Annotated in this window: 13 protein-coding genes; 6 read left to right on the top strand and 7 right to left on the bottom strand. The window is 69.1% G+C overall.

Annotation, left to right across the window (positions count from 1 at the left end):
• Positions 1-67: 67 nt before the first annotated feature.
• From ACZ5V4_RS12475 to ACZ5V4_RS12450, 6 genes are all read right to left on the bottom strand, one after another.
• Complete coding sequence (locus ACZ5V4_RS12475; RefSeq protein ID WP_464315183.1) at positions 68-661, bottom strand: hypothetical protein; 594 nt, start codon at positions 659-661, stop codon at positions 68-70.
• 163 nt (positions 662-824) lie between these two features.
• On the bottom strand, positions 825-2,024 hold the full coding sequence (locus ACZ5V4_RS12470) for an MBOAT family O-acyltransferase (protein ID WP_464315182.1): 1,200 nt from the start codon (positions 2,022-2,024) through the stop codon (positions 825-827).
• Positions 2,025-2,062: 38 nt separating this feature from the next.
• Entirely contained in the window at positions 2,063-3,691 is a 1,629-nt protein-coding gene (locus ACZ5V4_RS12465; RefSeq protein WP_464315181.1) for an amino acid adenylation domain-containing protein, read from the bottom strand.
• Positions 3,688-3,930, bottom strand: coding sequence for an acyl carrier protein (locus ACZ5V4_RS12460; protein ID WP_464315180.1), 243 nt, complete (start codon positions 3,928-3,930; stop codon positions 3,688-3,690). The genes ACZ5V4_RS12465 and ACZ5V4_RS12460 overlap by 4 nt, the downstream gene beginning before the upstream one ends.
• 2 nt (positions 3,931-3,932) lie before the next feature.
• Positions 3,933-4,061 carry a hypothetical protein gene (locus tag ACZ5V4_RS12455; protein WP_464315179.1) on the bottom strand — a complete coding sequence of 43 codons (129 nt, stop codon included), beginning with the start codon at positions 4,059-4,061 and terminating at the stop codon, positions 3,933-3,935.
• Entirely contained in the window at positions 4,058-5,491 is a 1,434-nt protein-coding gene (locus ACZ5V4_RS12450) for a hypothetical protein (RefSeq protein WP_464315178.1), read from the bottom strand. The genes ACZ5V4_RS12455 and ACZ5V4_RS12450 overlap by 4 nt, the downstream gene beginning before the upstream one ends.
• 192 nt (positions 5,492-5,683) lie before the next feature.
• Between ACZ5V4_RS12450 and rpsB the strand changes: the two genes are divergently transcribed.
• From rpsB to ACZ5V4_RS12420, 6 genes are all read left to right on the top strand, one after another.
• A complete protein-coding gene (gene rpsB, locus ACZ5V4_RS12445) occupies positions 5,684-6,469 on the top strand; it encodes a 30S ribosomal protein S2 (RefSeq protein WP_464315177.1) in 786 nt (261 codons plus the stop codon).
• 2 nt (positions 6,470-6,471) lie between these two features.
• Complete coding sequence (gene tsf, locus ACZ5V4_RS12440; RefSeq protein WP_464315176.1) at positions 6,472-7,083, top strand: translation elongation factor Ts; 612 nt, start codon at positions 6,472-6,474, stop codon at positions 7,081-7,083.
• Between the two features lie 224 nt (positions 7,084-7,307).
• Positions 7,308-8,021: a UMP kinase gene (gene pyrH, locus ACZ5V4_RS12435; RefSeq protein ID WP_464315175.1), complete on the top strand. Its 714-nt coding sequence runs from the start codon at positions 7,308-7,310 to the stop codon at positions 8,019-8,021.
• Positions 8,022-8,031: 10 nt separating this feature from the next.
• Entirely contained in the window at positions 8,032-8,586 is a 555-nt protein-coding gene (gene frr, locus ACZ5V4_RS12430; RefSeq protein WP_464315174.1) for a ribosome recycling factor, read from the top strand.
• A gap of 138 nt (positions 8,587-8,724) precedes the next feature.
• Positions 8,725-9,444 (top strand): polyprenyl diphosphate synthase, encoded by a 720-nt coding sequence (gene uppS, locus ACZ5V4_RS12425; RefSeq protein ID WP_464315173.1) that lies wholly within the window; start codon positions 8,725-8,727, stop codon positions 9,442-9,444.
• Between the two features lie 35 nt (positions 9,445-9,479).
• A complete protein-coding gene (locus ACZ5V4_RS12420) occupies positions 9,480-10,529 on the top strand; it encodes an acyltransferase family protein (protein ID WP_464315172.1) in 1,050 nt (349 codons plus the stop codon).
• 4 nt (positions 10,530-10,533) lie between these two features.
• Here the strand turns inward: ACZ5V4_RS12420 and ACZ5V4_RS12415 are convergent, their stop codons facing one another.
• Complete coding sequence (locus ACZ5V4_RS12415) at positions 10,534-11,919, bottom strand: sensor histidine kinase (RefSeq protein ID WP_464315171.1); 1,386 nt, start codon at positions 11,917-11,919, stop codon at positions 10,534-10,536.
• Positions 11,920-11,955: the final 36 nt, after the last annotated feature.

Below are 11,955 nucleotides of genomic sequence, written 5' to 3'. Positions count from 1 at the left end.
AGGGCGGCCCGGTCCATCCTATATCATCACCCGGGCCGCAGTCCATGCCCCGGGAGAAAGTCCGGGGCTAGTGGCCGGAGTGGCCGGACTTGGGCTTCTCCGCGCCGGCCGGGGCAGCCGGGGCGCCGGCCGCGCCGGAACCCTTGCCGTGGCCCTCGCCGCCGTCGTGGCCGCCCATCATCTTGCACTTCATGCCCTCGCCCATCATGGAGCCCATGCCGTGCTCGGAGTGGCCCCAGGCGGGGATGCCGGCCTTCTCCAGGTTGCGCCTGAGCGTGATCTCGGCGGTGAGCAGCTTCTCCTCGTAGGAGGCGATCTCCTTCACCAGGGCCTGCACGGCCTTGTCGTCGGTGTTCGGCAGGGTCAAGAGGGCCTCGAGCTCAAAGCGCTTGGCCTTGAGCATCTGCTTGTGGGCATGCACGGTGCGGCCGTCGGAGAGCCAGATGGCCTTGGCGGCCTCGACCTTGTCGGCGGGCAGGTGCTTCAGCCAGCCGGGCATGCCCGGGGCGTACCCGGGGGCGGCGGTTTCGGCCTTGGCCGGGGCCTCGGCGGGCTGGGCCTTCTGGGCGGCCTTGTCCTGGGCGGCGAAGGCGCCCGCGCCGATCAGGAAGGCCAGGGCGACGCCGCCCACGGCCTGGAAGAAACGGGTGGTCTTGTTCATGGTGTGCTCCTTGGGGTTGAAAACCATACCCCCAAAGTAGCATTTGACGTGCCAAGATGTAACAGATCGATATTTCAGACAAACAATCAACACGCGCGGGCTTGCCAGGTGCAGGTCGGACGCGAGCTTGCACCTGGATGTGCAAATTTCCGCACAAGTGGCGTTACCCGGCGAACAGGGCGGAGAGGATGTCGAAGTCCAGCATGAGGAGCATGCCCATGCAAACGTAGTTGAAGGTGAAGGCCACGCACCCGGCGCGGTAGAAGGGGTTTGCCCGCAGGGAGGCGAAGAGCTCCGGGGCCAGGGAGTCCTCCCCCCAGCGCTTGAGCGCCCACAGCGACATGGAGAGCCCGTGGAAGAGCCCGTAGGCCACCCAGTTGAGCCCGTCGCCATGCCAGGCTCCCATGGCCAGGAAGGTAAGGAACAGCGCCCCGGCCTGGGCCGCCTGAGGGTGCAGCCCGGGGGCCCGCGCGCGCAGGGTCTTGAGCGAAGGGAAGAAGAGGTAGTCGCGGAACCAGGTGGAGAGGCTCATGTGCCAGCGGTTCCAGAACTCCTGGATGTTGGCCGCGAAAAAGGGCCGGTTGAAGTTCTCGGGCAGCTTGACCCCGAAGAGCCCAGAGAGGGCCACGGCCACGTCCGTGTAGCCCGAGAAGTCGAAGTAGATGTAGAGGTAGTAGGCCCAGGCCCCGAGCGCGAGCCCCGGCAGCCCGGGCAGGCGTGCGTCCTGGAACTCGGGAGCGGCCACGCTCGAATAGTAGGCCCACTTGGCCAGGAAGAGGATCTTCACGATGCCCCAGCACATGCGCGTCACGGCCGAGAGCGCGCGCTCGAGATCCAGGGGCGCGTCCGGGGCGGCGAGGTCCTTGCGCAGCTGCCCCATGCGGTTCACCGGGCCGGACACGTAGGGCGCGAAGTAGAGCCCCAGGAGCGCGCATTGCGCGGGCCCCACGCCCGGGTCGCGCCGGGCCTGGAACAGGGCGTCCACGGCCCTGAACACGAAATACGAAAAGCCCATCCAGCCCCAGCCCGTGAGCCCGGAGGCGTTCGCGTCCACGAACGGCAGCCACGAGGCGTACACCGGGTGCTTGCCCGCCACGAGAAGCCAGACCCAAAGGACCACCCACGGCCAGGCGCGCCCTCCCGCCCGCACCCTGGTCACCGAGAGGCACAGCAGGGCGACGCTCATGGCCATGAACGCCACGATGCGCGCCCCGTCGGCGAGCATCAGGAGGAACGGGACGGAGGCAAGCGCCAAAAGCCACGCCCGCCCCGACTCCCCGAGCCTGGGGGAGAGCACGCGGTAAAGCACCAGGGCCAGTCCGGCCAGGGGGTAGAAGGCCAGTTCGGTGTAGAAATTGAGCATGACGCGGGGTTTTGTCCTTCAGGCGGCGGGGCCGTGTTTCAGGCCTCGCCCGCGAGGGCGCTACGGGCCAGGGCGTCCAGGGCCTTGCGGTCGGTCTTGCCGTTGGCGTTTCGCGGCAGCTCCCCGAAAAAGAGCACCCGCCTGGGCAGCATGTAGGGCGGCAGCGCCCGGGCCAGGGCCGAGAGCACGCGGCCCTGGGCTTCCTCGTCCTGCATGGCGCGCGCGCCGAGCGCCTCCGGCGCGCCGGAGACGCAGGCCGCCAGCTCCGCGCCGGACTCGCCGGGCACGGCCAGCACCGCAGCCTCGATCACCCCGTCCAGGGCCGAGAGCGCGGCCTCCACGTCGCCGAGCTCCACGCGGTGCCCCCGCACCTTCACCTGCCCGTCGGCGCGGCCCAGGTAGTGGATCACGCCGTCCTCCCCGGCCCAGGCCAAATCGCCCGTGTCGTAGAGCACGTCGTTCAGGTCCGGCTGGAGCGGGTTGGGCACGAAGGCCCGGGCCGTGAGGTCGGGCCTCCGCCAGTAGCCCGCGCTGACCTGCTGGCCGCGCACGAAGAGCCTGCCCGGCGCGCCCGGAGCCACGGGTTCGAGCGTGTCCGGGTCGAGCACCAGGCACTCGCTGGGGGAGGTGGCCCTGCCGATGGGCACGGGCCTGCCCTGCTCCAGCGTCTCCACCTTGTGCCAGGTGACCACGATGGTGGTCTCGGTGGGGCCGTAGTTGTTGTAGAGCGCGCATCCGGGCAGGGCGTCCATCCAGGCCCGTGCCAGGTTGGGGGCCAGGGCCTCGCCCGCGAACACGGCCAGGCGCAGGCTGGGGAAGCAGTGCGGGGTGAGCTGGCGCGAGCGCAGCATCATGGCGATCACCGAGGGCACGGAGTTCCAGCAGGTGATGCCCCTGGCGGCGATGAACGGCCCCGGGAAGGCCTTCTGGGCCTGGGTGGAGAGCGGGTGCACGGACGCGCCGCCGTAGAAGGCCCCGAACACGTCGTGCACGGAGATGTCGAAGGTGGGGCTGGCGTGGCCCGAGAAGCGGTCCTCCGGGGTCACGGAGAACTGCCCGGCCATCCAGCCCAGGTAGGCGCGCACGTTGGCGTGGCGCACCATGACGCCCTTGGGCGCACCCGTGGAGCCGGACGTGTAGAGGATATAGGCCAGGTCCTGCCCGATGGACGGACAGGCCCGAGGCTCCGGCGCGCCCAGAACGTCCTCGCGGCCGAACGCCGGGCACGGCAGGGGGGTGTCCCTGTCCGGCTGCCCGTCCAGCACCACCAGAGCCTTGGGGCAGACCCCGGCCAGGGCCAGGGCCTGGGCGAGAAGCGGCAGGTGGGCCCGCACCGTGGCCAGGGCCTCGGGCGCGGCGTCGCGGATCACGGCGGCCAGGCGCGCGGGCGGGTCGTTGACGCCGAGCGGCAGATAGCAGCCCCCGGCCCTGGACGCGGCCACCATGCCCACGCAGCACGCCATGGACCCTTCCATGAGAAGCCCCAGGCGCGCGCCGCGCGAAAAGCCCTCATCTTGGAGGAGCCGCGCCAGCTTCCCGGCCTGCGAGGCCAGCTGGGCGTAGCTCAGGTGGTCGAGCGGACCCTGCACGGCCAGGGCGTCCGGGGTTTTCTCGGCCCAGCGCCAGACCGGCTCGTGCAAAAGCGTCGTGTCGCAGGAGCCGCTCACGAGTCCAGGACCCCTTCCCCGGCCAGGTGGGCGGCCAGGGCCTCCAGGGTGGTCAGTTCGCCCATGAGCTCGGGGGGGACGGCCACCCCGGCCCACTCCTCCACGGCCAGCACCAAGTTCACGTGCGCGAGCGAATCCCACGCCGGGATGCGCCCCATGCCCGGGTCCGGCCCCAGGTCCTTCACGCGCAGGGTCTTGGCCACGAATCCGGCCAGGTCCGCGTACGTCTTTCGAGCCATGATCAGAACGCTCCGTAGAAGGTGCCCCAGGCCACGCGCGCCCCGGTGACGTCCGGGTTCACGAGCAGCGACAGGGCGATGAACGCCAGCGCGCCCGCCAGGAGGCAGCGCGCGGCGAGCTTGATGGTCATTTGTCCTCCAGGCGCCAGGGCAGGCACACGTCCGGGTCCAGCGGCGGATAGGGCCTGACGCACATTTTCACGGGGGCCAGCCGGGCCTCGCCCGGCCAGCAGGACACTCCCCGGGGGGCCGCCCCGGGCAGGGCGGACGCCCGCCGCATGTCTTCGAGCAGCAGGCGCACGGCCTTGAGCTTGCCTATGGACGTGGGCTTGTAGCCGTAGCCGAACACCGGGTCCGTGAACTGCTGGAGCATGAACTCGCGCTGGGTGAGGCCGTGGTCCACCACGTGGTCGCTGACCACGTGGCCCATGGGCTCCAGGATGGAACGCACCGTGTCCACCACGCCCGGCCTGTAGAAGGCCTCGTACATGGCCGGGGGGATGGCCACCTCGGGCGGGAAGAACCAGACCAGGCGCACGCCCGCCTCCCCGAGCACCTGGCCCGCCATGCGCGCGAAGGCCCGGTGGGCCAGGGCCTCCTCGTCGGAGAAGGGGTCCACGGGCGGGTCCAGGCGCACGGGCGCGTCCAGGCGGGGGTCGCCGTGAAAGCGCGCGGCCGTGTCCAGGAGCGACAGCGTGCGCTTGCCCGCGTCGTCCTGGTCGAACCGGGCGAGCCAGGTGAGCCGCCAGACCGCGAGGTCGCGCAGCTCGGCGGGCTTGGAGAGCGCCAGTGCCGTGTTGCCGCGAAGCCCCATGTTCGCCGCGTCCGAACTGCGCCCCGCGAGCTTCTCCCGAAGCGCGAGCCAGGGGGAGTCCTTGAGGACCAAGGCGGCCGGGTCCACGCGGCCGCGCCAGCCCGGGCCGAAGCGGCGCTCGGCCCGGGCGAAGGCGTCCGAGCCGCGAATGATCTCCATGTAGGCCTCGATGGAGGCCGCGGCCCCGGGGTAGCGGCGCTTCCAGCCCTCGAGCACGCACAGGGCCTCCAGGCTCGCGCGCTCCACGTCCGCGAAGGGACTGGGCCGGAAGTGGAACATGCCCGAGGGGCCGTTGGCGTAGATCACGGTCTTGAGGTTTCGCGCCGCGAGGGCCTTGTCCAGGTACCAGACGTGGTCCAGAAAACCCGGGCCCGGGCGGCCCAGGTCGTAGAAGCCCTGGCCGGACGCGCCGAACTCCCTGGCCGCCACGAGGGCGGCCGTGGCCGCGTAGGAGCTTGCCGGGTCCTCGATTTCGGGCAGGCCGGGCTTGTCCAGGTCGTTGGCCACCCAGGCGTTGACGATGTAGCTCGACCCCAGAAAGACGTGCTTGGGCTGCTCCGCGCGGGAGGGGTCGAACAGCGCGTAGGCCGGCAGCTGGTGACGGCGGTAGACCGGGAAGCTTTCGGCCCAGAACACCTGGGGCAGGCGCGCGAAGGCCAGCCAGGCCAGGGCGAAGCCGCAGGCCGCGAGGAGCACGCCCGCCCAGGGCATGGGAAAACCGTTTCTTTTCGCGGCGGCTTCGGGCATCGGGGCTTCATAGCCAAAAACGGCCCGGTGAAAAACCTCTTTTCGGGGGACCCGGGCCACTTGCCAAGACAGCCGTCACGTTGTAGGTAGTCCTGCTTCCCAACTTCACACACGCCGGAAAGACCCCCGAGGGTGCCCGCGAGGGCCGGAGGGAAACGCCCGGCGTGGAGGAAAAACCCAAAGGAGGGCCCCATGGCCTACGTTACCATGAAGCAGCTTCTGGAGACCGGCGTGCACTTCGGCCACCAGACCCGTCGCTGGAACCCCAAGATGCGCCCCTACATCTTCGGCGCGCGCAACGGCATCCACATCATCGACCTGCAGCAGACCGTGAAGCTGTTCCAGAAGGCCCACGACTTCCTGGTCGACACCGTGGCCAAGGGCGGCAGGATCATCTTCGTCGGCACCAAGCGCCAGGCGCAGGAGGCCGTGAAGAAGGAAGCCGAGCGCGCCGGGCAGTTCTTCGTCACCAACCGCTGGATGGGCGGCATGCTCACCAACTTCCAGACCATCCGCGGCTCCATCGACCGCCTGAAGAAGCTTGAGACCGCCTTCGAAGACGGCACCATCAAGCGCTACCACAAGAAAGAAATCGCCATGTACGGCCGCGAGGTCACCAAGCTCAACGCCACCCTGGGCGGCATCAAGGACATGGACAGCCTGCCCTCCGCCGCCTTCATCATCGATCCCAAGCGCGAGGAGATCGCGGTCAGCGAGTGCCGCAAGCTGGGCATCCCGGTTGTCGCCGTGGTCGACACCAACTGCGACCCCGACGTCATCGACTACATCATCCCCGGCAACGACGACGCCATCCGCGCCATCAAGCTCTTCGTGACCTGCGTCGCCGACGCCTGCCTCGAGGGCGAGGCCTCCGGAAAGGACCGCCCCGAGCCCGAGGCCGCCGCCAAGGCCGAAACCGACGAAAAGCCCGAACCCGCCGCCGAGACCGTGGCCGCGGGCGAAGAGGAGGTTCAGTAGATATGACCCAGATCAGCGCCAGCGCGGTCAAGGACCTGCGCGACAAGACCAGCGCCGGAATGATGGACTGCAAGAAGGCCCTGGAGGCCTGCGGGGGCGACTGCGAGAAGGCCGTTGCCTGGCTGCGCGAGAAAGGCCTGGCCAAGGCCGCCAAGAAGGCCGGCCGCGCCACCTCCGAGGGCGTCATCGGCTCCTACGTGCACTCCAACGGCAAGATCGCCGTCCTGGTCGAGATCAAGTGCGAGACCGACTTCGTCGCTCGCGGCGAGAAGTTCCAGGAGTTCGCCAAGAACGTGGCCATGCAGATCGCCGCGGCCAACCCCGTGTGCGTCTCCTCCGACCAGATCCCGGCGGACCTGCTGGAGAAGGAAAAGGCCATCTACGTGGCCCAGACCAAGGCCGAGGGCAAGCCCGACAACATCGTGGACAAGATCGTCGAAGGCCGCGTCAAGAAGTACTACAAGGAAGTGTGCCTGCTCGATCAGCCCTACATCAAGGACGACAAGCTGAGCGTCCAGGACCTGCTCAACAACCTGGTGGCCACCCTGGGCGAGAACATCCAGATCGGCCGCTTCGTCCGCATGCAGCTGGGCGAAGACGCCAGCGAGGAATAACCAAAGCGGGCCGCAAGGCCCGTTTTTTTTGAGGCCGGGCCGCGCGGGCGACATGCCCGGAGCGGCCCGCCTCGCGCTGGCCCCCCGGCAGGGCCTCGCTTTCCAACGGGAAATCACGTAACAAGGGCGAACGCCCCACGGCGGCGCACTCCCGCCCGGCCGGCCGCACGGCGCGGCGGACCGGAACCGGGAAACGCCCCCAAGCCCACAGGAACCGGACTCACATGGAAAACCTTCGTTTCAAGCGCGTGCTCCTGAAGCTCTCCGGGGAAGCCCTGGCCGGGGCCAAAGGCTTCGGCATCGACCCCGAGACCGTCGGCAACTTCTGCAGGGAGATCGTGGACGCCGCCTCCATGGGCGTGGAACTGGCCATGGTCATCGGCGGCGGCAACATCTTCAGGGGCATGTCCGCCTCGGCCTCCGGCATGGAGCGCGCCAGCGCCGATTACATGGGCATGCTGGCCACCGTGATGAACGCCGTGGCCGTGCAGGACGCCCTGGAGAAGCTCGGCCTCTCCACCCGCGTGCTCTCGGCCATCACCATGCAGGAGGTCTGCGAGCCCTACATCCGCCGCCGCGCCGTCAGGCACCTGGAGAAGGGCCGCGTGGTCATCTGCGCCGCCGGGACCGGCAACCCCTACTTCACCACCGACACCGCCGCCGCCCTGCGGGCCATGGAACTCAAGAGCGAAGTGATCATCAAGGGCACCAAGGTCAACGGCGTCTACGACAAGGACCCCAAGAAGTTCGACGACGCCGTGATGTTCGACAGGCTGACCTACATGGAAGTGCTCGAGAAGCAGCTCAAGGTGATGGACTCCACCGCCGTGTCCCTGGCCATGGACAACAACATGCCTATCGTCGTCTTCAACATGTTCGTCCCCGGCAACCTGAGGAAGGTGATCACCGGGATGAACGCCGGTACCATCGTCGAATAAGGAGAGTCGCATGGACAACGTGCTCAAGGACGCCAAGAACCGCATGGACAAGGCCGCGGCGGCCCTGGAGAAGGAGTTCTCCCACCTGCGCACCGGCCGCGCCTCCGTGGCCCTGCTGGACGGCCTGAAGGTCGATTACTACGGCACCCCCACCCCGGTGGACCAGATCGCCTCCCTCTCCACCCCGGACAGCCGCACCATCACCATCCAGCCCTGGGACCGCGCGGCCTTCGCCCTGGTGGAGAAGGCCATCCTCAAGTCCGACCTGGGGCTGACCCCGGTCAACGACGGCAAGGTCATCCGCATCGGCCTGCCGCCGCTCACCGAGGAACGCCGCAAGGACCTGGTCAAGGTGGCCAAGAAGTACACCGAGGAAGCCAAGGTGGCCGTGCGCAACATCCGCCGCGACGCCAACGACGCGCTCAAGAAGCTTCAGAAGGACAAGGCCATCTCCGAGGACGACCTGCGCAAGGGCGAGGCCGACATCCAGAAGGCCACCGACTCCTACGTGGCCAAGCTCGACCAGAGCCTGGCCAAGAAGGAGAAGGAGATCATGGAGATCTAGCGCGCCCCGGCCCGCCTTGACCCTGGCGGGCCAGCGTGTACACTGCCCGTGGCCCGCGCCCGGGCCTTGCCCGTGAACGTTCCCTGCCCCTCCGGCCCGGCCGGGGGGGCAGTCCCACCAGGAGGACCAGCCCAGCCCATGTCCCAGACGCCGCAGATCCTGCCGCGCCACCTGGCCGTCATCATGGACGGCAACGGGCGCTGGGCGCAGCGCAGGGGCCTTTCGCGCAGCGAGGGCCACCGCGAGGGCACCAGGACAGCCAAGCGCCTGGTGACGCGCTGCCGCGAGCTGGGCATCGCCCACCTGACCCTGTACACCTTCTCCAAGGAAAACTGGGGACGCCCCCAGGACGAGATCCGCACGCTCTTCGACCTGCTGGTCAGCTTCCTGAACAACGAGCTCGCCTCGCTCATCGAGCAGGACATCCGCCTGAAGGTCCTGGGCGAACTGGAGGACTTCCCCTTCGCCGTGCGCCAGGTGCTCAAGCACGTGCTGGCCAAGACCGCGCACTGCAAGTCCATGACGCTGAACCTCGCGCTCAACTACTCGGGCCGGGGCGAGATCCTGCGCGCGTGCAGGCGGCTCGTGGAGCAGGGCGTGAAGCCGGGCGAGATCACGGAGGAGCGCTTCGCGCAGGAGCTCTTCACCGCGGGCCAGCCCGACCCGGACCTAGTCATCCGCACCAGCGGCGAGGTGCGCATCAGCAACTACCTGCTCTGGCAGAGCGCCTACGCGGAATACTATTTCACGGACGTTGCCTGGCCCGACTTCGACGACGCAGAACTCGAAAAGGCCCTGGCCGACTACGCGGGCAGGCAGCGCCGCTTCGGCCTGACCGGCGCGCAGCTGCCCGGATGAGCGCTCGCGACGCCGAAACGCCCCGACCCGCCGCCATGACCGCCTTCACCCTGGACCGGGACACCTCCAGGCGCATCACCGCCCTGCGCTCGCTGCTCATGCTCGCGGTGGTGGGCATCCACGCAGAGAAGGGCCTGCTCTTTTCCGGCGTGGCCGAGACCCAGGCGGCTGCCACCCTGTTCAACGCGGTCTGCCGCCACCTCTTCCAGACGGCGGTGCCCCTCTACTTCGCCATCTCCGGCTACCTGCTCTTCCTGCGCCCGGACAAAGGCCTGGCGGCCTACCCCGGGTTCGTGGCCAAGCGCTTCAGGACGATCATGCTGCCCTTCCTGCTGGTCAACCTGTTCTGGCTCGGCTGGATCGTGGTGGAGGGCTCGGTGCCTGGCATCGGCGGCACCACCTACGTGCGCGAGCGCGGCTGGCTGAACCTGCTTTTGGGCCTGGACGGGCTGCCGCTCATCTACCCGCTGTGGTTCCTGCGCGACCTGTTCCTGCTGGCGCTTCTGGCGCCGGTCCTCGGCCTGGCGCTGCGCACCCTTCCCTGGGCCGGGCTCGCGGCGCTGTGGCTTTCGTGGAACTTCATGCTGCAGGAGGGGCTCGTCCTGGACCTGGGCGGGGCCTTCTTCTTCTACCTGGGCGGGTTCCTGGCGGTGAAACGCGCGAGGCTCGACCCGCCCGCGCCCGTGTCCCTGGCCGTGACGGCCCTCTTCGTGGCGCTCACGGCGGTGAGCGTCTACGTGCACATCGCGCACCCCGGCTACCCGTACAAGTTCCCGCTCTGGAGGCAGTGCGTGCTCCTGGGCGTGGCCACGGTCTGGTTCTGGTCGCGTCCGGCCGGGCTCGGCGAGTGGAAGTGGCTGCACGCCCTGGCCCCGTACATCTTCTTCATCTACCTGCTGCACGAGCCCGTGCTCTCCTACCTGTCCCAATGGACACGGGGCGTCCCCCTGGCGGGCAGCACCGCGGCACAGCTCGGCTACACTCTCGCGCTGGCAGCCGCGACCCCCCTGGCCTGCCTTGGCCTGGGGCTTGCGCTCAAGAGGCTGCTTCCTCCCGCCTACTCCCTGCTGACGGGCGGGCGCTGAGCCCTCAGGCCCGGGCCTCGCCGTCCGGCAGCCTGACCCGCACCACCGTGCCCTCGCCCTGGCCGGTCTGAAGCTCGATGCTTCCGCCGTGCGCCTGGGCCACGAGTCTTGCCGTGTAGGTGCCAAGCCCCGTGCCGCCGCGCTTGCCGCTGGTGGCGTACTTCTCGAAGAAGCGCTCCCGGATGGCCTCGGGCACGTCGCCCGAGTTGGCCACCTCGAGCACGGCCCAGCCCGGCTCGCGGCGCAGGCGCACCGTGACGCGGTCCCCGGGCTTGGACGCCTCCAGGGCGTTGTTCACGAGGTTCGCCAGCATGGTGTAGCAGGGCAATTCCTCGGCCATGACCACGAAGGGATCCTCGGCCGATTCGATTTCCAGGGTCATCCTGGCGGAGCGGTACGGGCCGCCGCATTCCTCCCAGATGGCGCGGGCGAGCCCAGCCAGGTCGAGCTCGGCGCGGCTGGGCTGGTAGCTGCCGCGCTCCATGCTGTAGAGCGACAGCGACATGGTGACGATGGACTGCATGCGCCTGCCCGATTCGTGCATCAGCCGGATCATGTCGCGCTGGCGGGGGGTCAGGTTGTCGGCCTCAAGCAGAAGCTGCGGCAGGGTCAGGATGGCCGACAAGGGCGACTTGAGGTCGTGGCGCGTGATGCGCTCCACGTCCTCGCGCAGCTCCTCGGCCTTGCGCCGGTCCGTGACCTCGGTGACGGAGCTGGCCAGGGCGTCGCTGAAATGCTCCATGTAATCCGTGGCCATGTCCTCACGGTAGCGGGCGGGGCTCAGGTCGGCCACGACCATGAGCCCGGCCAGGCGGCCCTCCCGGAAACGGTCGGCCAGGGGATAGACGAAGCACGAGCCCCAGCGCCTGGCCTCGGCCTGGGTGAACACGCCTTCCGGGGCGAGCGTGGCGGGCCCCACGTAGCTGCGCCTGCCCGAGGCGCGCACCTTGGCGGCGAGTTCGAGCAGGAGCTCCTGGGGCATCACGGGCAGCTCCTCCGGCAAGTAGGCGCCGAACCCGGCCTCGTCCAGCACCAGGCGCATCCGCCCAACCCGGAAGAGCGCGCGCAGCCGCTCCAGGATGTCCGGCAGGGAGCCCAGGTCACGCAGGGACTCCACGATCACGAAGGCCTGGCGGAAGCGGTCGAAGGAGCGCAGCCCGTCCTCATGGCGCCTGCGGTTCTCCTCGATGGCCATCTCCAGCCTCCTGGCCTTGACAGCGGCCATGGCCGCCGCCTCCTCCAGCGCGGCCCGCTCTCCCACGAGTCCGAGCACGCCCTGGCGCAGGGCCTCGGCCTGTCCCGCCAGAAGCGGGGCGCGCAGTTCCCTGGCCGTGCGCTCCATGGATTCGAGCTGCCCCAGCAGCGATGATATCAGCGGATGGCCGTGCATGTGTCCTTGATAGCCCATGGAGCGCCCGGAGGAAAG

The organism is Fundidesulfovibrio sp. YSD1, assembly GCF_055397115.1.
This window is presented reverse-complemented; position numbering and strand designations above follow the sequence as displayed.